The organism is Burkholderia sp. AW49-1 (assembly GCF_053427845.1).
The window spans coordinates 199,224-220,296 of record NZ_JBSAXF010000001.1 but is presented as its reverse complement, the minus strand read 5'-3'; the positions used below and the strand labels follow the sequence as shown (position 1 = coordinate 220,296).

The 21,073-nt window shown below is 68.7% G+C and carries 18 protein-coding genes; 10 read left to right on the top strand and 8 right to left on the bottom strand.

Translation table 11 applies throughout. The features are described from left to right. Positions 1–454 precede the first annotated feature (454 nt). Complete coding sequence (locus ACV22W_RS00905; RefSeq protein WP_448017317.1) at positions 455–865, bottom strand: hypothetical protein; 411 nt, start codon at positions 863–865, stop codon at positions 455–457. Positions 866–1,478: 613 nt separating this feature from the next. Here ACV22W_RS00905 and ACV22W_RS00900 point away from each other — a divergent pair. After that, positions 1,479–1,733: a DUF3562 domain-containing protein gene (locus ACV22W_RS00900; RefSeq protein WP_448017316.1), complete on the top strand. Its 255-nt coding sequence runs from the start codon at positions 1,479–1,481 to the stop codon at positions 1,731–1,733. Positions 1,734–1,897: 164 nt separating this feature from the next. Next, positions 1,898–3,697 (top strand): methyl-accepting chemotaxis protein, encoded by a 1,800-nt coding sequence (locus ACV22W_RS00895; RefSeq protein ID WP_448017315.1) that lies wholly within the window; start codon positions 1,898–1,900, stop codon positions 3,695–3,697. Between the two features lie 53 nt (positions 3,698–3,750). On the opposite strand, the gene ACV22W_RS00890 is transcribed toward ACV22W_RS00895, so the two are convergent. After that, positions 3,751–4,788 carry a sigma-54 interaction domain-containing protein gene (locus ACV22W_RS00890; RefSeq protein WP_448017314.1) on the bottom strand — a complete coding sequence of 346 codons (1,038 nt, stop codon included), beginning with the start codon at positions 4,786–4,788 and terminating at the stop codon, positions 3,751–3,753. A gap of 338 nt (positions 4,789–5,126) precedes the next feature. Here ACV22W_RS00890 and ACV22W_RS00885 point away from each other — a divergent pair, with 338 nt between their 5' ends. Next, positions 5,127–7,094, top strand: a complete 1,968-nt coding sequence (locus ACV22W_RS00885) for an ATP-binding protein (protein ID WP_448017313.1) — start codon at positions 5,127–5,129, stop codon at positions 7,092–7,094. Between the two features lie 99 nt (positions 7,095–7,193). Beyond that, on the top strand, positions 7,194–7,823 hold the full coding sequence (locus ACV22W_RS00880; protein WP_448018099.1) for a DUF4142 domain-containing protein: 630 nt from the start codon (positions 7,194–7,196) through the stop codon (positions 7,821–7,823). A 14-nt stretch (positions 7,824–7,837) separates the two neighbouring features. Here the strand turns inward: ACV22W_RS00880 and ACV22W_RS00875 are convergent, their stop codons facing one another. From ACV22W_RS00875 to ACV22W_RS00865, 3 genes are all read right to left on the bottom strand, one after another. Further along, complete coding sequence (locus tag ACV22W_RS00875; protein ID WP_448017312.1) at positions 7,838–8,338, bottom strand: PRC-barrel domain-containing protein; 501 nt, start codon at positions 8,336–8,338, stop codon at positions 7,838–7,840. A gap of 65 nt (positions 8,339–8,403) precedes the next feature. After that, the gene (locus ACV22W_RS00870) at positions 8,404–8,835 is read right to left on the bottom strand and encodes a CBS domain-containing protein (RefSeq protein WP_448017311.1); all 432 of its coding nucleotides are present in this window, start codon (positions 8,833–8,835) and stop codon (positions 8,404–8,406) included. 341 nt (positions 8,836–9,176) lie between these two features. Then, positions 9,177–9,425, bottom strand: coding sequence for a hypothetical protein (locus tag ACV22W_RS00865; protein WP_448017310.1), 249 nt, complete (start codon positions 9,423–9,425; stop codon positions 9,177–9,179). 141 nt (positions 9,426–9,566) lie between these two features. Here ACV22W_RS00865 and ACV22W_RS00860 point away from each other — a divergent pair, with 141 nt between their 5' ends. From ACV22W_RS00860 to ACV22W_RS00840, 5 genes are all read left to right on the top strand, one after another. Then, positions 9,567–9,866: a hypothetical protein gene (locus tag ACV22W_RS00860; protein WP_448018098.1), complete on the top strand. Its 300-nt coding sequence runs from the start codon at positions 9,567–9,569 to the stop codon at positions 9,864–9,866. 308 nt (positions 9,867–10,174) lie between these two features. Further along, a complete protein-coding gene (locus ACV22W_RS00855; protein ID WP_044843100.1) occupies positions 10,175–10,486 on the top strand; it encodes a hypothetical protein in 312 nt (103 codons plus the stop codon). Between the two features lie 206 nt (positions 10,487–10,692). Further along, entirely contained in the window at positions 10,693–11,571 is an 879-nt protein-coding gene (locus tag ACV22W_RS00850) for a MipA/OmpV family protein (RefSeq protein ID WP_448017309.1), read from the top strand. Between the two features lie 100 nt (positions 11,572–11,671). After that, positions 11,672–13,366, top strand: a complete 1,695-nt coding sequence (locus tag ACV22W_RS00845; RefSeq protein ID WP_448017308.1) for a VRR-NUC domain-containing protein — start codon at positions 11,672–11,674, stop codon at positions 13,364–13,366. Then, on the top strand, positions 13,363–15,663 hold the full coding sequence (locus ACV22W_RS00840; RefSeq protein WP_448017307.1) for an ATP-dependent DNA helicase: 2,301 nt from the start codon (positions 13,363–13,365) through the stop codon (positions 15,661–15,663). Before ACV22W_RS00845 ends, ACV22W_RS00840 begins: the two co-directional genes overlap by 4 nt. Positions 15,664–15,702: 39 nt before the next feature. Here the strand turns inward: ACV22W_RS00840 and ACV22W_RS00835 are convergent, their stop codons facing one another. The 3 genes from ACV22W_RS00835 to shiA all read right to left on the bottom strand — a co-directional run bounded on the left by ACV22W_RS00835 (position 15,703) and on the right by shiA (position 19,548). Continuing rightward, positions 15,703–16,473 carry an IclR family transcriptional regulator domain-containing protein gene (locus tag ACV22W_RS00835; RefSeq protein ID WP_448017306.1) on the bottom strand — a complete coding sequence of 257 codons (771 nt, stop codon included), beginning with the start codon at positions 16,471–16,473 and terminating at the stop codon, positions 15,703–15,705. A gap of 254 nt (positions 16,474–16,727) precedes the next feature. Further along, complete coding sequence (locus ACV22W_RS00830) at positions 16,728–18,029, bottom strand: UDP-N-acetylglucosamine 1-carboxyvinyltransferase (protein WP_448017305.1); 1,302 nt, start codon at positions 18,027–18,029, stop codon at positions 16,728–16,730. A gap of 211 nt (positions 18,030–18,240) precedes the next feature. Then, a complete protein-coding gene (shiA, locus tag ACV22W_RS00825; RefSeq protein ID WP_059525432.1) occupies positions 18,241–19,548 on the bottom strand; it encodes a shikimate transporter in 1,308 nt (435 codons plus the stop codon). A gap of 357 nt (positions 19,549–19,905) precedes the next feature. Between shiA and ACV22W_RS00820 the strand changes: the two genes are divergently transcribed. After that, positions 19,906–21,033, top strand: coding sequence for a 4-hydroxyphenylpyruvate dioxygenase family protein (locus tag ACV22W_RS00820; RefSeq protein ID WP_448017304.1), 1,128 nt, complete (start codon positions 19,906–19,908; stop codon positions 21,031–21,033). Positions 21,034–21,073 lie beyond the last annotated feature (40 nt).

The window sequence follows — 21,073 nt, the reverse complement described above, 5'->3', positions numbered from 1 at the left end:
GAAACGCCGCGCGCCGCGCATGAGATAGTGACAGCACATCCGTGCGCGACGCGTCGGGCCCGGAACCGCGCGAACGGGCGCATATCCGACGCTGTTGCTCGCGCTTCAAGCGATTCCGGAGCCGTGCCACGCAGCGCGTGGCGCATCAGCCGATCATGAACTCTCTGGCGCGAGGGTAGGCAGCCGACGGCTGCCTTGGAACGACGGACGGGGTGACTTTCACCCCGTCCGCTTCCTGGCCCCGTTCAGACTACTTTCCTCGCAGGTATTGTTTTGGTCGACGTCGCCGTGCGGAACGGCGGGTGGCGGCTTGCGGTCGCTCGATGGCAGATCGATGTGGGTAACGGCACGCGATGTGCCGCCGCCTGCTCGATGCGCAGCGGTCGCTGCCGATTGGCGTGACAGCCTGCGCAACCATCGCGCGGCCCCGTGCCGCGTCGGCTGCGTTCGGCTTTTATCCAATGCTGGGCGTTCGCAGGTCGTGCCGGCTGCGGGCGCCGTGGCATACGCGTGCGCGCCGACGCGCGCCATGCAGCCGTCCTCGTCCGCCCGGCATGCGATTGCGCAGCCGCGGCCAGCCGGGGCGCGTCTTGCGGCGCGGCCTCACGACGACCGGCGCGTCGGCACGGACCCGCGCGCACAGGGCAGCGGCGAAGCGCTGCAGCGCGAGCACGGACCCCGCGACGCTTTGGTATTTCTCGCGGCCGATCTGCCCGTCGAGCGTGACGAGCAAGCCCGATTCGCGCGCAAGCGCGAGCAGCGCGTCGAGATCGTCGGGCGGGCGGATTGCGACCGGCACGGCAGGCGCGGACAGCGTGCGCATGCGACGCTGTCCGTCCCGTGCCGGGAAGTTGCGATGGGCCATGGTGGTCTCCTGCGCCCGACCCCGCGTGCCGGCTCGATGGCCGGCTGAGCGATGACCGGGTATGAACGCTTCGTTCATGACGTCAGTATCCGCCGGGCAGACCGCGCTGCCAATCGGCGCGCGCCGAAGTCGCTGTCAGATATTGCGCGCGAGGTATCGGAATCCGCTGACAAGAAGGGCAGGCGCGCGATGTGCGGGGCCCCGATCCGGTGCATTCGAACAGACGAATCACGGCCGGCGAGCGTCGCTTGACGCGGGATTTCGGCCGGTCTAAGTTTCTCAATGCATCGTGCATCGTGCATCGTGCATCGTGCATCGTGCATCGTGCATCGTGCATCGTGCATCGGCGTCGCGCGACGGTTCGTCGTCCGCGCGATCGGCGGTGCCGCGCCTCGGGGGGCGTGGGCCATCCTTCCAGTCGTTCGCGGGCCACGCGCGCCGCGAATCCTGCTCGCAGGCCGATCCAGCGACGGGTCGGCGGGGCGGCACGCAACGTGCCGTTGATCGCGCGCAAACACGCTTCGGCGCATCGTACGCCGGGCGGCTGTCCAGTCTCTAATCTTCCAGTAGCGTCATCTTTTCCTTTCGTTCCTCGACCGTCAGGAGCCCGTCGATGTCACCGGACAATCTGCTTGATGCTTTGAAGGCCGCCGCCGAAGAGCGCGCGATCGGCGCCGACCAGTTGCGAGCGATGCTCGACGACGAAGTGCGTGCATTGTCGTCCGATGCCCGCGTGCACGACTACATCCACGTGTTCGCGATTCGCCACCTGCGCGAACGCATGCGCAGACAGGATGACATCGAGCGCGACACGCCGCCCAGTACGCCGAACCGGGAGCCCGATACGGGCGCCAGCCGCCGTCTGTGAACGACGCCCGCCGCGGCCAGCGCCATCGACGCCCCGCGGCCGCCGGCGCATTTCCTCACACGTTTCGTCGAATCGACACAACGGCCTCAAGTTAGCGGCGCGAATGCCGTTTACCCGGTGAATTCGTCCACCGGGCGTTCGCCCTCCCTTACCGAGTCGTTGCCATGCTCTCGTCCCTCCGCACCCGCATTCTTGCAGCGTGCGTCGCCATCGTCGTATTCGCGCTCGTCGCCACGACGCTGATCAATTACTTCATTGCGCACGCGTACAACGACGATGCGATCGACCGTAACCTGAAATCCGTCGCCAGCGGCCACGTGGTGGGCATCGGCGACTGGGTCGCGACCCGGAGCCGGATGATCGCGTCGCTCCAGGACGCCGCGCTATCGCCCGATCCGCTGCCGGTGTTCAAGCAGATGGCCGCGGCCGGCGGCTTCACGAACGTCTACGCGGGCTACGCGGACAAGGTGTTCCATTTCTCCGACCCGACCGGCATCCCGCCCGACTACGACCCGACCGGCCGCCCGTGGTACAAGCAGGCCGCACAGGCCGGCAAGCCGGTCGTCACGCCGCCGTATGTCGATGCCGGCACCGGCAACCTGGTCGTTACGTTCGCGGTGCCGATCCTGCGCGACGGCGCGCTGAAGGGCGTCGTCGCGGCCGACCTCGCGATGGACAGCGTGATCGCGAACGTGAAGTCGATCCACCCGACGCCCGCGAGCTTCGGGATGTTGATCGACAGCAGCGGCCACGTCGTCGCGCATCCGGACGCGAAGCTCACGCTGAAGCCGGTCGCCGACGTGTCGCCCGACCTCGGCGCCGTGAGCGCCGCGTCGCTGGCTGCGGCAGTCGCGCCGGTCGAGGTGCGGGTGGGCGGCGACGCGAAGCTGGTGCGCGCGCAGGCCGTGCCGGGCACCGACTGGTACGCGCTGGTCCTGCTCGACAAATCGGAAGCGACGGCCGGGATGCGCTCGCTGCTGACCGCGTCGCTGGTCACGCTGGTGGTGATCGTCGGTGTAGCGTCGCTGATCGTCGGCGCGATCACGGCAACCGCGTTCCGCCGGCTGTCGCAGGTGCGCGAGGCGATGGCGTCGATCGGTTCCGGCACCGGCGACCTGACGCAGCGCCTGCCGGCCGAAGGCCGCGACGAGGTGGCCGACATCGCGCGCTCGTTCAACAGCTTCGTCGACAAGCTGAACGACGTGATGCGGCAGATTCGTGACGCGAGCGAATCGGTGCGCACGGCCGCGAACGAAATCGCCGCGGGCAACCAGGACCTGTCGTCGCGCACCGAATCGGCGGCGGCGAGCCTCGAGGAAACGGCCGCATCGATGGAGGAGATCACCGCGACGGTCGGCCAGTCGGCGGCCGCCGCGGGCCAGGCCGACGAACGCGCGGCCGCCGCGTCGCGGATCGCGTCGCACGGCGGCGTGGTCGTATCGGACGTCGTGTCGACGATGGGGAAGATCGAGGAAGCGTCGGGCCGGATCGGCGACATCATCGGCGTGATCGACGGGATCGCGTTCCAGACCAACATCCTCGCGCTGAACGCGGCCGTGGAAGCCGCGCGAGCCGGCGAGCAAGGGCGCGGTTTCGCGGTCGTCGCGCAGGAAGTGCGCAGTCTCGCGCAACGCAGCGCGCAGGCCGCGCGCGAGGTGAAGGTGCTGGTCGAGTCGACGGTGGCGAGTGTGTCGGCCGGGTCGGGACAGGTGCGTCAGGCCGGCGACACGATGCGCGAAATCGTGTCGAACGTCGCCAACGTGACGACGATCATCTCCGAGATCACGCACGCGGCGAACGAGCAGACGCGCGGCATCCAGGAAGTGAACCGCGCGGTCACGCAGCTCGACGAAATGGTGCAGCAGAACGCGGCGCTCGTCGAACAGTCGACCGCGGCCGCGACCGCGCTGCAGGCGCAGGCGAACGCGCTCGCGACGACCGTCGGGCAGTTCAAGGTCGCATGACCTGCCGCGGCTGATACGAGTCGAGCCGCCATGCACGACGCCCGCGGCGACGTTCAGCCGTGGCCGCCGTCGCGCATCAGCGCCAGCCGGTTGTACAGCGTTTTCAGGCTGATGCCGAGCGCTTTCGCCGCTTGCGGCTTGTTGCCATCAAAGTGCTGCAGCGTCGCCGCGATGAAACGCTGCTGCGCGTGGTGCAGCGTCGCGCCGAGCGGCAGCGCCATCGCATCGTCCGACGTATGGTCGGGCAACATCGTCGGCTTCGGCAGCGCGACGTCGATGCCGTCGTCCGCGAGGATGTACGCGCGCTCGATCGTGTTGTGCAATTCGCGCACGTTGCCGGGCCACGAATACGCGCGCAGCGCAGCGATCGCAGCGTCGGTCAGACGCTTGTGCGAGCGGTGCCGCACGTTGAGCACATCGACGAACTCGTGCGCGATCGCCTCGACGTCGCCGTCGCGCTGGCGCAGCGGCGGCACGTACAGCGCGAACGCGGCGAGGCGGTAGAACAGATCCTCGCGCAGCCGGCCGTCGCGCACGGCTTCGGCGGGATTGTGGCGAGTCGCGGACAGGATGCGCACGTCGAGTGGAATCGACTCGGTGCCGCCGACCCGCACGACCGTGTTCGATTCGAGCGCCCGCAGCAGCTTCACCTGCAGCGACGCGGGCATCTCCGCGATCTCGTCGAGCAACAGCGTGCCGCCGGCCGCGGCTTCGAAGAACCCTTCGCGTTGCGCGATCGCGCCGGTGAAGCTGCCTTTCTCGTGACCGAACAACTGCGCTTCCGCGATGTCCGCCGGAATCGCACCACAGTTGACGGGGACGAACGGCCCGTCGCGTCGCGCGCTCAGGTCATGCAGCCGACGCGCGACGATATCCTTGCCGACCCCGCTTTCGCCGGCAATCATCACGCTGGAGCGGGTCGGAGCGATTTTCTCGATACGGCCGAGCAGCGTGCGCATCGCCGCGGAGCGGCCGGACAGCCGGCGCGCGTCGGCGCGTTGCTTCGGACGATTTGCGGATTCGGCCATAGGCGTCAGCGGGCCGTTTTGAAAATCGGCACCGCGCATCCCCTTCTTTGCAATATCTATCATCGACAGCGAAACCGCACGGAAGGTGCCGCGATTTAGAAATTTTCAATGCGCGTTGCGATGACGGAAGAAATATGCGATCGCTGGGGCACGATGCCGTCCGCCGATGCTTTTTTACAGCCGACGAATGAGAAATTGAAAGAAACCTGCCATCGCGTTCCCCGCAAACGCGGCAGGCGGCCGAGCGACGCGGCGCGGCGGCACGTGCAACACCTCAACTTTGCCGCGAAGTCGCCGGGCGCCGTATGGCGGGTACGCGCATTGCGGAAGCTCGTAGGCTCGCCCGGTCCGCTCGAGTGCATGCCCGTCGAGCGACGGTTGCAGGGCGATGCAGGGAAACGATGAGAACCTTTACCCGTGAGCTGTTTCGGCAGGGCGCATGGGTCGTGCTGGCCGTCGGGCTGGCGTCTGCGCTGCAGGTGTGGGCGATTCACGTCGTCGGCATGCGTGAGCCGTTTGCACCGCTGCCTTTCTACGTCGGTGTCGCGGCTGCGGCCTGGCTGACTTCGTTCGGCGGCGGTCTGGCCGCGACCGTCGCGAGCGTGGCCGTGATCGGCGCGTTGTGGTGGCGCGACGTGCCACTGCCCGCGCTGCTCATGCGGGCCGGCGTCTTCGTCGCGATCGGTTTCGTCGAATGCCTGCTGGTGCTGGCCGTCAAGCCGCTGCTCGCGACCGACCGGCTGCACGGGGCCGACGACGCCGACGAAGATGACGCACGCACGCCGAGCCGCGAACCGGCGCCCGCGCCGCGTGCACTCGACGACATCCTGCTGCGCCGCGTGGTCGACGCGTCGCCAGACGCGATCGTCGGCGTCGATGCCGCACGACGCATCACGAGCTGGAACCCTGCGGCGCGGCGCCTGTTCGGCATCGACGTCGCGTCGGTAATCGGACACGACGTCACCACGCTGATCGCGCCGCGCTGGCTGCGGCTGCATCCCGTTCCCGCGTCGTTCGCGAACGCGCGCGCGCCCGCCGGCCCGCTCGACATCCTGTGCGTGCGTCCCGACGGCGGCCGCTTTCGCGCGACGTTCGTGGCAGCGCCGATCGTCGACGCGCAAGGCAACTGCAGCGGCCTGTCGATGACACTGCGCGAGGCGCATGAGCGCCGCCGCGACGAGCGGCGCGACCTGCGCTCGCTACGCGGCGCGCGCGACGCGCGCGTGCAGGCCGACGAATCGAACCGGTTGAAGGATGAATTGCTGGCGACCGTGTCGCATGAATTGCGCACACCGCTCAACGTGATCTACGGCTGGGTCGAGGTGCTGCGCAGCGCCGACGGCCAGGGCTTCGCGCATCAGGCGATCGACGCGATCGATCGCAGCGCGCGGTCGCTGTCGCGGATGGTCGGCGACCTGCTCGACGCTTCGTCGCTCGCGACGGGCCGGATGCGGCTCGAACGCACGCCCATCAACCTGGTGCGCGTCGTGAACGCGGCAGTGCGTGAGCTCGGCGCAACCGCCGAAGCGAACGGACTCGAACTGTCGACCGCGTGCGCGATGTCCAACTGCGTGATCTATGCGGACGGCGAGCGCATTCGCCAGGTGCTGTCGAACCTGCTGTCGAACGCGATCAAGTTCACGCCGCCGGGCGGCAGCATCAAGTTGTCGCTGACCCGGGCCGGCGCGCGCGTACGGCTGTCGGTCACCGATACGGGGCAGGGCATTTCGGCGGAACGGCTGCCGCATCTGTTCGATACGTTCAACCGGCCGGAGGGCGCGTCCGCGTCGCCGAAGCGCGGCCTCGGGCTCGGCCTGTCGATCGTGCGCAACATCGCGCGGCTGCATGGTGGCGAGGTTGCGGCCGCGAGCGAAGGCGCCGGGCGTGGCACGACCGTGACCGTCATGCTGCCGGTGGACTGGGGCGCGGACAATCTGAACGGCCAGCCGTTACGGCCGAGCGGGGCGTCGACGGCGGTGGCGCTCGACGGCCAGCGCGTGCTGGTGGTCGACGACGATGCGACGTCGCGGGCGAGTCTCGCGGCGGCGCTCGAAACGCTGGGCGCCCAGGTCTCGACCGCACAATCGGGGCGCGACGCGCTCGACGTGGTTGCGCGGCAGCACCCGAGCGTCGTGCTGTCCGATCTCGCGATGCCGGACGGCGACGGCTTCTGGCTGCTCGACCACATCCGGCATTTGCAGAACGGCAGCGGGCGTCTGCCCGTCATCGCGGTGACCGCACACGCGGGCACGGCGGACCGGAACCGCGTGATGGCTGCCGGCTTCGACGCGTATCTGTGCAAGCCGGTCGACATGCCGACGCTGGCCAGCGTGATCGTCGACGTGGCGGGCGCCGGCCGGCACCACTGACGCACGGCGGCCTCCGCAACGCCACCGGGAGGCACGATGAAGAGATTGAACAACACGCAGCGCGACCTCAGCGGCGGCAAACCGGCGCGCGTCGATCGCATGTCGCTGATCGCGCGGATCCCGGTTGTCGGCAATGCCTGCTTGCTGGCATCGGGCGTGCTGGCGGCGTTCTACGCGCCGGCATTCATGCCGGCGCATGCACAGGCGCCGCCTGCATCGTCCGTTCATGTGGCGCCGGGCGTCGTCCGCCCCGGCGAGACCGCCGATGAGGCGGACATGACGCGGCGGCCGAACGGCATCGACGCGGAATTCGTCGACAAGGCGGGCATCGTCGGAAAGACGGAACTGCAGGCGAGCCAGCTCGCGCTCGATCGGTCGTCGAATCCGGATGTGAAGGCCTTCGCGCGCCGGATGGTCGACGATCACGTTCGCATGGCCGCGGCATTGCGCCGGCTCGGCGCGCAAAAAGGTTTGCCCGTGCAGACGCGCATGCTGGTCGATCCGGCGCTCACGGCCCTGCGGACCATGAGCGGCGACGCATTCGACAAGGGTTACATCGCGCTGGCGGGACCGAACGCGCACGAGGCGGCGATCGGGCTCTACGAAGCCGAAGCGCGCAACGGCCACGACCCGCAGCTTCGCGCGTTCGCGGCCGACACACTATCGACGCTGAGGGCGCATCTGAGCGTCGCACGCGCGCTCGCGCGTTCGATCGCGGCCGCGCACTGAGCCGCGATCAGTGATCAGTGCCGCCGCGTGTCGTTCTCGGGGCCGCCCGGCGACGCCTCGTAGGGCGGCGAGTCGAGCGCCGTCTCGCCTTCCTCGATCAGCCAGTATGGCGACGCGCCGTAGTGCGCGTGCAGCGCCTCGGCCCACGCGGAATCGGCCATCTTCGGCCAGCGGTCCTTCTCGAAGCCGGGTGCGTCGCGCACCCGTTCGGTCGGAACGGGCAGCACGAAGCAGCGGCGCTCGACGTCGAGCGTCAGCACGCTCCACGGCACCGCGAGCAGCTTGTCGCCGATTCCCGCAAATCCGCCCGACGACACGACCGCGTACGCGATCCGGCCGGAGCGGACGTCGAGCATGATGTTCGTGACCTTGCCGATGTCGTCGCCGTCCATCGTCAGCACGCGATCGTTTTCCAGCGTGCCGGCGGCCATCACGTCCGGCCCCGGCCCGCCGACCGAACGGCCGCGGTCACCGACAATGCGCGCCTGCGTGCGCGACGGTCTGTCCGTTGTCATCGCTTTTCTCCTGGTCGAAGCGGCGCGGCGCATGCGGCGCGCGGCAGCACGGTGGGGGCGGCCACTCAGCGGCGGCGCGGTAGGGACACGTCCTCGAGCGTATTCGCCAACTCGTCGCGTGCGGGGCCGCCCGCGCGCGTCGCGATGTCGCCGAGCGATACCATGCCGACGATCTGACGATTGGCATCGAGCACCGGCATCCGGTGCAGCTGTATGTCGGCCATCCGCTGCTGCACGTCGCCGACGCCGTCATCCTCGACGCACCACTGCACCGGCGCCGATGCGACCACTTTCACGGGGGTATCGGGCGGATGCCCGTGCGACAGCGCGCGTATCGCGAGGTCGCGGTCCGTCACGATCGCGACGAGCCCGCTGCCGTCGCACACCGGCAGCACGCCGATGTCGAAGCGCTGCATCAATTCGGCCGCATGGCGAATCGTGTCGGTCGGCGCGACGCACACTACGTCGCGGGACATGATTTCGTTGACGCGATACATGAACGCCTCCTTCGTGAGCGAGACGATGCGGGAGCAGAACGCGTGCCGCGTTCAATCGACAGGCGCCGGAGCTGCGCGGCGGTGCCACGGAGAAATTTGCCAGCCGGGTTGTACATCTTCCACGGCGGCAGCCGTGGCCGGGCCGCGCGCGACGCTCAGTGACCAACGCCCGTCATCACGACGATGGCGAGCACCACCGCGCTCTCGATCGCGGCCAGCGCCGCGACGCCCGCGGCGCCGCTGACTTCGTGCCAAGCACGTTCAATGCGTTTCATCAGTCCACTCCGGTTGTGCCGGCCCGTTGTCACGCTGCCGCGCAATTGCGGGCCGGAGTGCCGCCGTCAGCCGTGATCGCGGGGCGGTGGCGGGGCGTCGGGCGAGCGACGGTCGCGTTCGCCGGACGGCCTGGCGGGGTCGATACGGGTCGCGCCGCCAACGGCGGGCGGATCGCTGGCCGGGAACGTCTCCTCGAGGCCTTCGTCGATGCGTTTCTCCGTCTTGTCTTCGGACGGCTTGCGCGATGCGGCCAGAGAGAGCGAGCCGGCAGCCGGTGACACGGCGCTGCGGCTGCCGGGGGCGGATGCGGTCATGATCGAACCTCCTTACGGGTACGACGGCCGCAAGCGCCATGCCCGCGCGGCGCCGGCGGCATGACGCTTGCAGCCGTCGAGGCGGATGGACGGGCGGACATGCGGGCCGCCCGCCGCAGGTATGGACGAGAGGGCATCGTGATGATTGAACCCAAGGAAAGGATACGTTACGACGCGAACGTGTGCGGCGGCGATTTCCGTGATGTGCGCGAACGGTTCGACACATGGCAGCGTGAATCACGGGGACATCGGCCCGAACGGCGCCTGTTCGACGGGAAGGACGAAGTCCGCGAGCTGAACCATACCGTCTATGCGGGGCCGGAAAGCGCGCAGCGGGCGCTGGTCGCGCGATGCACGCCGTCCGATCCGTTCGCGCTCGCGGTGCGGCTCGCTGCCGAAGGGCGCACCCTGTGGCTGGTGATGGCGGCATACGACGCATGACCGCGTGCGCGGTCACCCCGGTCACCCCCTTGGCAGGCACAGCGGTTGCGCGCGCTCGCCGCGCCAATCGACACGCGCGAGCCGCCGCGCAGGAGTGACATGAGTACGCAATCCATGCTGCACCGTCCCGAGCCGACGCCCGACGTCGATCCCGACCCGGCGCTGCCCGAGCACGACGATCCGTTCGATCCGCCCGTGCCCCCAGGCCTGCCGCAAGGCGATCCGCCGTCGCAGCCGCCGCCGCTGCGAATGCCGGGCGGGCGCAGGCAGTCACGGCCGGCCGCGCGATCACTGAAAGGAGGACCATCATGGACATTCACGTGCAATCGCCCGACAAGCGCGCGATCGCCCAGGTGCTGGGCCGCTATTTCGAGTCGCGTTCGCTGCGCTATCACATCGAGGAGTTGCCGGGCGGCGTGCTGCATATCGGTTTTCGCGCGAGCGGGCGCCCGGTTGCCGTTACCGTGTCGTTCGACGACACCGCCTACGACACCTACACGCACTGGGACGCGAGCCAGAAGCAGCTCGCGCTCGGGCGGCTCGCCGACGGCTTCTCGCGGATGATGGCGAAGCGCAGTCCGGCCGCGCTCGCCGGCGATTATCACGTCGAGCGTTTCTGATTCCGCAATCCTGCGCCCGTTCGTACCGGAAATCGGCAAAGTGCCCGTGCTCAACGGGCGCTTTGCGGCTTCGCGCGCGTCGCGTAGGATGTTCACAATTCAGCGCACGCTACGTTCGCGCCGTCGGCTGCCTGCCGTTGCAGCCGGTCGGGATGCGACGCGCTTTCCCTCAGGTTCGTTTCATGCAACCGACGGAGACCGCCTTGATGACCGTTGCCCGCCCGTTGTTGTCGCCCGGCACTCGCCGGTTCGTGTCCGGCCTGTCGGCCTTCGCCGCGCTCGCAGCGGCGGGTGCGCGCGACGCGTCGGCGCAGACGCCTTCGCCGCTCGGCGAATGGCAATACTCGGCGGGCGTTCCGCTGCAGAAACTGTTCAATCCGACGGTCCCGACGTGGCAGGTCAGCGTCGGCGCGGCGATGACGCTCCAGCCGCGCTACGCGGGTTCCGATCGCTACCGCGTGATGGGCGGCCCGAATGTCGACGTGCGCTATCGCGACCTGTTCTTCCTGTCGACCGGCGAGGGGCTCGGCGCGAACGTGCTGCGCGGGCCCAACTGGCGCGTGAGCCTGTCGGTCGGCTATGACCTCGGGCGCCGCTCGGCCGACGATCTCGACCACCTGAACGGGCTCGACAACATCAACGCGGCGCCGGTGATGAAGCTCGCGGCCGATTACGTGATCTCGAAGGATTTTCCGCTCGTGCTGCGCGCGGATGTCCGGCGCAGCATCGGCGGCTCGAACGGCTGGGTCGGCGATTTCTCCGCGTACATGCCGATGCCGGGCAGCAACGAACACTTCTTCTGGTTCGCGGGGCCGACGGTGTCGTTCGCCGATTCGCGCTACATGAACAGCTGGTTCGGCGTGAGCCCGGGTGCGTCCGCGCGCTCGGGGCTGCCGACCTATTCATCGGGCGCGGGGATGAAGTCGTTCGGCGCGGGCGTGACGATGGTCTGGTTCGTCAACAAGCACTGGTTCGTGACGATGGACGGCGCGATCGAACAGCTCGTCGGGCGCGCAAGGCGCAGCCCGATCACGCAGCAATCGACGAACGGCGTGTTCGACATGTCGGTGAATTACCAGTTCTGATCCGGACCGGCGGAGGCGGCCGTGCGGTGCGCGGGATGCGGTATTTTTCTTCACATTTGATATGATTCCGACCTGTACAAACGTACAGTGATCGATCCCCGTGACGCCTGCATCGCCGACGCCCCCGGCGTTTTACTACCTGACCAATTTCGAACGCGCGCTGGCCTGGCTCGGCGAGCGTTACGACGACCTGCTCGATGCGCGCGAACACGCGTTTCTTCGGGATTTCGCGCTGTTGCCGAAAGCGTCGCGCGCGTTGCTCGTGCGGATGCTGATGCGCAGCGGGGCCGACTTCCGCGCGAGCAAGCTCGTGTACGACGAGATCGGCAGCACGCTCGACGCGGCCGCGCCGCTCGTCGAACTCGGCTGGGTCGATCCGGCGCCCGCGCTCTCGCTCGATGAGCTGTTCGCGCTGTCGACCAAGGCCGATCTCCTGAAGGTGTTTCCGTCGCTCGCCGCGCACGCGGGCGAGCGCAAGCCCGACTGGCTCGAGCGGCTGCGGCCCGCGCACGACGTGGCGCAGCCGCTCGACGCGTGGTGCGCGCAAGCTGACGATCGCGTGCTGCGTGTGGCGGTCGGCGCGCTGTGCGACCGGCTGCGGCTGATGTTCTTCGGCAATCTTCATCAGGACTGGAGCGAATTCGTGCTCGCCGATCTCGGCGTGTTCCAGTACGAAAGCGTGCCGTTCGCGCCGTCGTCTCGCGCGTTCCAGCAACGCGACGACATCGAGACGTATCTCGCGCTGCAGACCTGCCGCGAAGCTCTCGATGCGTGGCCCGACGACCTGCCGTTCGACGCGCTGCTGCGGGCGATCGACGCGGTCGGCTGCATGCAGCCGTGGCTCGCGACACGCCGCGCGAAGCTGCTGTTCACGCTCGGGCAGACCTGCGAGCGGCGCGCGGACTGGGCCGCCGCGCTCGACGCATATGCGCGCAGCGCGTGGCCGGGCAGCCGGCACCGGCGCATTCGCGTGCTCGAGCGCTGCGGACGCGACGATGATGCGCTCGCGCTGGCGCTCGAGGCGCGCAGCGCCTTCGAAAGCGACGAGGAACGTCAGCGCGTCGAGCGAATGCTGCCGCGCCTGCAGCGTCGTCTCGGGCAGCGGGTCGAACGCGCGGGTGGCGCGCCGGACGTGCCGCGCGAGACGCTCGTGCTTGCGCGCCCCGACGCATTCGTCAGCGTCGAATACGCGGTGCGCGACCACCTTGCACGGCCCGACGCGCCGGTCCACTACGTCGAGAACACGCTGATCAACTCGCTGTTCGGATTGCTCTGTTGGGAGCCCGTGTTCGCGGCCGTGCCCGGCGCGTTCTTTCACCCGTTCCAGCGCGGCCCGGCCGACCTGCACGCGCCCGATTTCGCGGTACGCCGCACCGCCGCATTCGCCGCCTGCTTTGCGCAACTCGATTCGGGTGCGTACTGCGACACGATCCGCCGGCACTACGCCACGAAGATGGGCCTGCAATCGCCGTTCGTGTTCTGGGGCGTGCTGACCGACGAACTGCTCGACGAGGCGCTGGCATGCCTGCCTCCCGAGCACCTGCGGCTGTGGTTCACGCGCCTGCTCGCGGATATCCGCGGCAATCGCTCCGGGCTGCCCGATCTCGTCCGTTTCTGGCCCGGCGAGCGGCGCTATGAACTGATCGAGGTGAAGGGGCCGGGCGACCGGCTGCAGGACAACCAGACGCGCTGGCTCGCATACTGCATCGCGCACGGCATGCCGGTGCGCGTCGTCGATGTCGAATGGGCGGGCGTGGGCGTCGGGCAGGACGAAGCGGCGGGGTTGTCCGCATGAGCTATGTCGTCGCGGTGCGGGCGATGTGCGAGTTCACCGCGCGGCGCGGCGATCTCGACTTGCGCTTCACGCCCGCGCCGACCGCGCTCGAAGGCATCGCGGGCCACGGCGCCGTCACGTCGAAGCGCGGCGCACGCTACGAAACCGAGATTCCGCTGACCGGCACGTGGGGCACGCTCACCGTGCGCGGGCGCGCGGACGGCTACGATCCCGTCGCGAACCGGCTCGAGGAGATCAAGACCTATCGCGGCAGCCTCGACGCGATGCCGGCCAATCATCGCGCGCTGCACTGGGCGCAGGCGAAGGTCTATGCGCACCTGATGTGCGACGCACGCAGCCTCGCGGAAATCGACGTCGCGCTCGTGTATTTCGACATCGTGTCGGAGCGCGAGACCGTGCTGACGGAGACGCTCGGCGCAAGCGCGCTCGCCGCGTTCTTCGCCGAGCAGTGCGCGTGCTTCGTCGGCTGGGCCGAGCGCGAGACCGCGCATCGCGCGGCGCGCGATACGGCGCTGCGCGCGTTGAGGTTTCCGCACGGGCAATTCCGCAGCGGTCAGCGCGAGCTGGCCGTGTCCGTCTATCGGGCGGCGCGCGACGAACGCTGCCTGATGGCGCAGGCGCCGACCGGCATCGGCAAGACGCTCGGCACGGTGTTCCCGCTGCTGAAAGCATGCGGCGAGGGCGAGCTCGATCACGTGTTCTTCCTGACCGCGAAGACGCCCGGCCGGGCGCTCGCGCTCGAAGCGGCGACCACGCTCGGCGCCGGCACGCCGGCGCTGCCGCTGCGCGTGCTGGAACTCGTCGCGCGCGACAAGGCGTGCGAGCATCCGGATCGCGCGTGTCACGGCGAATCGTGCCCGCTCGCACAAGGCTTCTACGACCGATTGCCGGCGGCGCGCGACGCGGCGATCGGCGCCGGGCTGCTCGATCGCGACACCGTGCGCGAGGCGGCCCTCGCGCATGACGTCTGTCCGTACTACCTCGCGCAGGAGCTTGCGCGCTGGTCGGACATGATGATCGGCGACTACAACTACTACTACGACGGCAGCGCGATGCTGCATACGCTCGCGCAGCAGAACCAGTGGCGCGTCGGCGTGCTCGTCGACGAGGCGCACAACCTGCTCGATCGCGCCCGCAAGATGTACAGTGCATCGCTCGACCCGTTCGCGTTCGCGGCCGCGCGCGAGGCCGCGCCCGCGGCTTTGCGCAAGGCGTTCGACCGGCTCGCGCGCGCGTGGGGCACGCTCAATCGCGCACAGGCCGAGCGCTACGCGGCGTATCCGGAGATTCCGGGGCCGATCGTGACGGCCGTGCAGAACCTCGTCGCGGCGATCGGCGAACACCTGACCGATGCGCCGCGTGCGAACGGCGATGCGCTGTTGCGCTTTCATTTCGAGGCGATCCAGTTCGGTGTGCTCGCCGACGCGTTCGACAGCGCGTCGATCTTCGACGCGACGCTGCACGGCGAGCCGCTGCCGCGCCAGTCCGGGCTCGACGGCGTCGCGCCGGCCGCGCGCCGGCGCCGTATCCAGTCGACGCTGTGCGTGCGCAACGTGATTCCGGCCGGGTTTCTCGCGTCGCGCTACGAAGCCGCGCGCGCGACCGTGCTGTTTTCCGGCACGCTGAGCCCGTTTCATTTCTATCGCGACACGCTCGGACTGCCGGCCGACACGGGCTGGCTCGACGTCGACGGACCGTTCCGTGCCGAGCAACTGACCGTGCGCGTCGCGAGCCACGTGTCGACGCGCTGGCGCGACCGCGACCGTTCGCTCGAACCGATCGTGGACCTGATCGCCGCGCAGTATGCGACGCGGCCCGGCAACTACCTCGGGTTTCTCAGCAGCTTCGACTATCTCGGGCGCGTCGTCGCGCTGATGCAGACGCGCCACCCGGACGTGCCCGTATGGGCCCAGGCGCCCGGCATGGCTGAAAGCGAGCGCGACGCGTTTCTCGCGCGCTTCGACGCGGGCGGGCGCGGGGTCGGCTTCGCGGTGCTGGGCGGGGCGTTCTCGGAGGGCGTGGATCTCGTCGGCGAGCGGCTGATCGGCGCGTTCATCGCGACGCTCGGGCTGCCGCAGGTCAACGACGTCAACGAACAGATGCGGCGCGCGATGGAGGCACGTTTCGGCAACGGATACGACTACATGTATCTGTACCCGGGTTTGCAGAAGGTCGTGCAGGCGGCCGGGCGCGTCATCCGCACCGAACACGACGAGGGCGTCGTGCATCTGATCGACGATCGTTACCGGCGGCGCGAGGTGCGCGATCTGTTGCCGCGGTGGTGGCGGATCGGGTGACCTGCCGGACGGGCGTCGTGCGCCCGCTTGCACGAATCCCTAAAGCACGTTCAGCATCGCGAGCGCGGCTTCCTGCAGATGCGGCAGCACGCGCCGCACGGCCGCGTCGGTCGGCTCCGCGCCAATCGGCATGTTCGTGCTCAGCGCGGCGACGACTTCGCCGTGACGGTTCTTCAGCGGCACCGCGATGCCGCGCACGCCGACCTGCAGTTGCTGCTCGATCACCGCGAAGCCCGCGTCGCGCGCGTGGTCGACCTGTTCGAGCAGGCGTGCCTTGTTGGTGATCGTGTGCGGCGTGAACGGCGCGAGTTCGGTGTCGTCGAGCCACGCGCGGACGGCCTCGCGATCCGGATGATGCGCGAGCAGCACGACACCGGGCGACGTCAGCGGGGCGGGCACGCGCGCGCCGAGCACGAAGCCGGTCGTCATCACGCGCGACACGCCGTTGCGGGCGATGAACACGAGTTCCCAGCCATCGAGCACGCTTACGTACGCCGATTCGTTCAGCGACGCGCTCAGTTGCTGCAGATACGGCTGGACCGTGCGCGGAAGGCGCGCCGAGTCGAAGTACGACCAGCCGACCCGCAGCACGCGCGGGGTGAGGCCGTACAGCTTGCCGTCGGTGTACACGTAGCCGAGCGATTCGAGCGTCAGCAGGTAGCGTCGCGCGGCCGTGCGCGTGAGACCGGTGCGGGCGGCCGCCTGGGTCGGCGTCATCCGCGCGTGCTGACTGTCGAATGCCTCGAGAATCATCAGGCCCTTTTCGAGGCCGGCAATCCAGTCGCGTCGGTCGAGGTCGGGCTTTTTCATCGTCGGGGGGCGCACGGGGTGGGCGCGCGGTGTTCGCGCGGGAATGCGCGATTATCGCGCAGATCCATCATCGTGCGAAAGCGATGGGTGACGAAGAAGGGGAATGTGCCGGGCGGCAACGGGATGACCGGTTAGAGCCGGTGGCCGCTGTCTTCGCGCGTCACGGGTGACCGACGGCCCGTCTGGCGTCCGGCGAATGCGGGGGAGGCAGGATACGCGGCGCGGACATCGTCCACGCCGCATCCGGATCGACGTTACTCGCCGCTCGTCCACTCGACGTTCGCACCGACCGAACGCAGGTTTTCGACGAAATGCGGGTGCGCGCGGCGGATCGGCAGCGCGTTCATGATTTCGGAGCGTCCTTCGATGCTCGCGGCTACCATCAGCAGCGCGATCGCGACGCGGATGATGTACGGGCTCTCGACGCGCGCCGGCGTCAGCTGCAGCCCGCCGAACGTGATCAGCCGGTGCGGGTCGGACAGCAGCACGTGCGCGCCGAACTTCGACAGTTCGCCGGACCAGCCGAGCGCGCCGTCGTAGACCTTGTTCCAGAACATCGCGCTGCCTTCCGCGCGCACGCCGAGCGCGATGAAGATCGGCAGCAGGTCGACCGGCAGGTACGGCCACGGCGCGGCTTCGACCTTGGTCAGGATGTTCTGCGTGAACGGCCGCCGCACGCGCAGCGGGCCGTCGCGTTCCGCGCGCGACCAGCCGTCGCGGTGCGTGACGGTCACGCCGAACTTCGCGAACGTGCGGTCGATCAGCGGGAAATGCTCCGGCGACGAGTTGCGCACGGTGATGTCGCCGCCCGTGATCGCGCCCAGCGCGAGGAACGTCGCGATTTCGTGGAAATCCTCGGCGAAGCGGAATTCGCCGCCGCCCAGCTTGCCGCCGCCCGTCACGCACAGGCGCGACGTGCCGATGCCTTCGATCGCGACGCCGATCATCGCGAGGAACTGGCAAAACTCCTGCACGTGCGGCTCGGACGCCGCATTCATCAGCGTCGACGTGCCACCTGCCGCCGTCGCGCACAGCGCGAAGTTTTCGGTGGTGGTCACCGATGCGTAGTCGAGCCAGTGATCGTTGGCCGTCAGCGGGCCGTCGGCACGGACGATCAGCGAATCGGGCGTGCGCTGGATGTGCGCGCCGAAGCGCTCGAACACTTCGACGTGCGGATCGATTTCGCGCACGCCGAGCGTGCAGCCCTTGACGTCGTTCTCGAGGCGCGCGACACCGAAGCGCGCGAGCAGCGGCGGAATCAGCATGATCGACGAGCGCATCGCCTCGGGCAGGCGGTGCACGGCCGGGTCGAACGTCGTGTTGCGATGGTGGAGATCGAGAATGCCTGTCGTGAAGTCGACCGACACGTCGCTGCCGAGCGTGCGGAAGATGTCGAGGATCTTGCGCACGTCGGTGATGTCAGGCACGCCGACGAGGCGCAGCGGCTGATCGGTCAACAGGGTGGCGCACAGAATCGGCAGGACGGCGTTCTTGTTCGCGGACGGCTTGATGTCCCCGCGCAGCGGAGTGCCGCCGTGGACGATGAGATTCGACATGATATGGGGGCGTATCTGTGACTGACGTAGGCCCATATGATGCCATTGGTCGGCGGCTGGCGTGGAATGTTCAGAGGGGAAAAAAGGCCTTCTGCCCGCGGGATTGACCGTGTTTGACGTTGGGCGGGGCGCGATGCCCTTGCTCGGCCGCGGCTGGCAGCCGGTGCGGAAACGGCCGGCGCGCATCGCGGCCGGCCATCCGGTCATGGCCTCATTGCGCAGCCCGCATCCGCGCGGCGACCACCAGCGAGATCAGGCAGCCCACCGCGAGATAGCCGGCGACGAGGTGCCAAGAACCACCGGCCATGCTGACCAGCGCCACCGCGATGAACGGCGTGAATCCGCCGCCGACGACGCTCGCGAACTGGTAGCCGACGCCCGCGCCGCTGTAGCGGTATTCCGCACCGAACAGCTCGGTGAAGAGCGGCTGCTGGACGCTTACGACCATGTCGTGCGCGGCATTCGCCAGCAGGATCGAGAAGACCACGATCCACGCAATCGAGCGCGACTCCAGCGCGACGAAGAACGGTACCGCCGACGCGAGACCGATCAGCGCGCCGATCAGATAGATGCGGCGCAGGCCGAAGCGGTCGGCGAGCCACGCGAAGCACGGGATCGTCACGCAGCTCACCGCGCCGACCAGCAGGCCGATGTTCAGGAACAGGTCGCGTGACATCCCGAGGTTCGACGTCGAATAGCTGAGCGCGAACGCGGTGACGATATACATCGTGAACAGCTCGGCGAGCCGCAGCGCGACGATCAGCAGGAACGCCTTCGGATGGCGCGTCAGCGCTTCCAGCACCGGCAGGCGGAGCTTGCGGTTGCCGTGCTCGACCTTCTCGACGAACTCCTGCGACTCGTCCATGCTCTTGCGGACCCACAGCCCGATCAGCACCAGCACGATGCTGAACACGAACGGCAGGCGCCAGCCCCACGACTTGAACGCGGCCTCGCCGAGCGTATGGCTCAGGATCGACACGATCCCCGTCGCCAGCACGAGGCCGACGCCGTAGCCGACCTGCACGCCGCTGCTGTAGAACGCCTTCTTCTGCTTCGGCGCGCTCTCGACGGCCATCAGCGCCGCGCCGCCCCATTCGCCGCCGACGGCAAAGCCCTGGATCGCACGCATCAGCACCAGCAACACGGGCGCCCACCAGCCGATCGTCGCGAAGCTCGGCAGCAGGCCGATCGCGACGGTCGACAGCCCCATCAGCATGACGGTCAGCACGAGCATCCGCTTGCGGCCGAGCCGGTCGCCGTAATGGCCGAACACGACGCCGCCGAGCGGGCGGAACAGGAAACCGACGCCGAAGGTCGCGAACGCCGCGAGCGTGCCCATGGTCGGGCTGACCTTCGGGAAGAATTCGGAGTTGAAGACGAGTGCGGCGACGATCCCGTACAACAGGAAGTCGTACCAGTCGACGACGGCGCCGACAAAGCTGCCGATCGCGGCCTTGCGCGCCTGGCTGCGCGCGCGGGCGCCGGCGGCGGCGTCGAGGGTGTCGAAGGTTGGGGTCATGGCGATGTCTCCTGGCACGGCGCATCGTGGAATCGTGGCGGCGCCGCGTCCGATGCTGCATTGAAGTCGATGGGTGAACGGAGAATAGGGCGCGCGCCGCACGGCGGCAATTAGCCGATCGGTCAGAACGCGCGATTATCGTTCAGTTATGTGCGATTATCGAACGCTTTCCGGGTTTGCACTAGGCGCGACACCCATATCCCGTTCAGCCAGGGTGTGCCGCCGTGAACGATCTGGTTAAAATCGGGACCATCGAAACCTCGCCCGAATCGGGCGGATGTCCGGCCGTCACATCGGCCGGGCGTGCCGCGCGAGCCGGGCGTCATCCCCATCGACCGCATGCCTCCGGAGACTGGAATGCCCGGCAATTCCCACCCCCTGTCCAGCGATACGCCGCCCGTTGCCGATCCGGCCGCCAATCCGCTCGGGATGGCCGGACTCGAATTCGTCGAGTTCGCGGCGCCGGTGCCGGACGCGCTCGCGCAACGTTTCGAGCAGCTCGGGTTCAAGGCGATCGCGCGCCATGTGAGCAAGAACGTCACGCTGTACCGGCAGGGACAGATGCAGTTCCTGATCAATGCAGAGCCCGATTCGTTCGCCGCGCGCTACGCGGAGGAATACGGGATGGGCGTCTGCGCGATCGGGTTGCGCGTGGCGAGCGCGCGCCGCGCGTTCGAGCGTGCGATCGAGCTCGGCGCGTGGGCGTTCGAGGGCGAGCGGATCGGGGTCGGCGAGCTGAAGATTCCCGCGATCCAGGGGATCGGCGATTCGCACCTCTATTTCGTCGACCGCTGGCGCGGGCGGGACGGCCAGCGCGGCGGCGTCGGCGACATCTCGATCTTCGACATCGATTTCCGGCCGATCGACATCGCGACTGCTCATACCGATGTCGAGTGCGTCGGCACGGGCCTGCAGCAGGTCGACCACTTCACGCAGACGGTCGGCGCGGGGCGCATGCGCGAGTGGCTGGACTTCTATCACGACCTGCTGCACTTCCGCGAAATCCATGAAATCGACGCGCACTGGCATGTGTCGGAAGAATCGCGCGTGATGGTGTCGCCGTGCGGCGCGGTGCGGATTCCGGTCTACGAGGAGGGCACGCGGCGCACCGAGCTGATGCACGCGTATCTGCCCGACCACCCGGGCGAAGGCGTCCAGCACGTGGCGCTCGCGACCGACGACATCCTGGCGAGCGTCGATGCGCTGCGTGCGAACGGTGTCGAATTCATCGAGCCGCCGGCGCGCTATTACGACGAAGTCGATGCGCGGCTGCCGGGGCACGGCGTCGATCTCGATGCGCTGCGCCGTCGCGCGGTGCTGGTCGACGGCGAAATCGGCGGCGACGGCGTGCCGCGCCTGTTCTTCCAGACCTTCGTGAAGCGCCGGCCCGGCGAGATCTTCTTCGAGATCGTGCAGCGGCAGGGGCACCACGGATTCGGAGAAGGGAACCTCGCGGCGCTGGCCCGTGCCCGCGACGCCGGCTGAGCGGCACGCGCACGATCGTGACCGCGGAATCAGCCGCCGC

Coding starts and splice junctions, on each gene's coding strand:
- ACV22W_RS00905 (WP_448017317.1), bottom strand. CDS start 865: ATGGCCCATCGCAACTTCCCGGCACGGGACGGACAGCGTCGCATGCGC.
- ACV22W_RS00900 (WP_448017316.1), top strand. CDS start 1,479: ATGTCACCGGACAATCTGCTTGATGCTTTGAAGGCCGCCGCCGAAGAG.
- ACV22W_RS00895 (WP_448017315.1), top strand. CDS start 1,898: ATGCTCTCGTCCCTCCGCACCCGCATTCTTGCAGCGTGCGTCGCCATC.
- ACV22W_RS00890 (WP_448017314.1), bottom strand. CDS start 4,788: ATGATAGATATTGCAAAGAAGGGGATGCGCGGTGCCGATTTTCAAAAC.
- ACV22W_RS00885 (WP_448017313.1), top strand. CDS start 5,127: ATGAGAACCTTTACCCGTGAGCTGTTTCGGCAGGGCGCATGGGTCGTG.
- ACV22W_RS00880 (WP_448018099.1), top strand. CDS start 7,194: ATGTCGCTGATCGCGCGGATCCCGGTTGTCGGCAATGCCTGCTTGCTG.
- ACV22W_RS00875 (WP_448017312.1), bottom strand. CDS start 8,338: ATGACAACGGACAGACCGTCGCGCACGCAGGCGCGCATTGTCGGTGAC.
- ACV22W_RS00870 (WP_448017311.1), bottom strand. CDS start 8,835: ATGTATCGCGTCAACGAAATCATGTCCCGCGACGTAGTGTGCGTCGCG.
- ACV22W_RS00865 (WP_448017310.1), bottom strand. CDS start 9,425: ATGACCGCATCCGCCCCCGGCAGCCGCAGCGCCGTGTCACCGGCTGCC.
- ACV22W_RS00860 (WP_448018098.1), top strand. CDS start 9,567: ATGATTGAACCCAAGGAAAGGATACGTTACGACGCGAACGTGTGCGGC.
- ACV22W_RS00855 (WP_044843100.1), top strand. CDS start 10,175: ATGGACATTCACGTGCAATCGCCCGACAAGCGCGCGATCGCCCAGGTG.
- ACV22W_RS00850 (WP_448017309.1), top strand. CDS start 10,693: ATGACCGTTGCCCGCCCGTTGTTGTCGCCCGGCACTCGCCGGTTCGTG.
- ACV22W_RS00840 (WP_448017307.1), top strand. CDS start 13,363: ATGAGCTATGTCGTCGCGGTGCGGGCGATGTGCGAGTTCACCGCGCGG.
- ACV22W_RS00835 (WP_448017306.1), bottom strand. CDS start 16,473: ATGAAAAAGCCCGACCTCGACCGACGCGACTGGATTGCCGGCCTCGAA.
- ACV22W_RS00830 (WP_448017305.1), bottom strand. CDS start 18,029: ATGTCGAATCTCATCGTCCACGGCGGCACTCCGCTGCGCGGGGACATC.
- shiA (WP_059525432.1), bottom strand. CDS start 19,548: ATGACCCCAACCTTCGACACCCTCGACGCCGCCGCCGGCGCCCGCGCG.
- ACV22W_RS00820 (WP_448017304.1), top strand. CDS start 19,906: ATGCCCGGCAATTCCCACCCCCTGTCCAGCGATACGCCGCCCGTTGCC.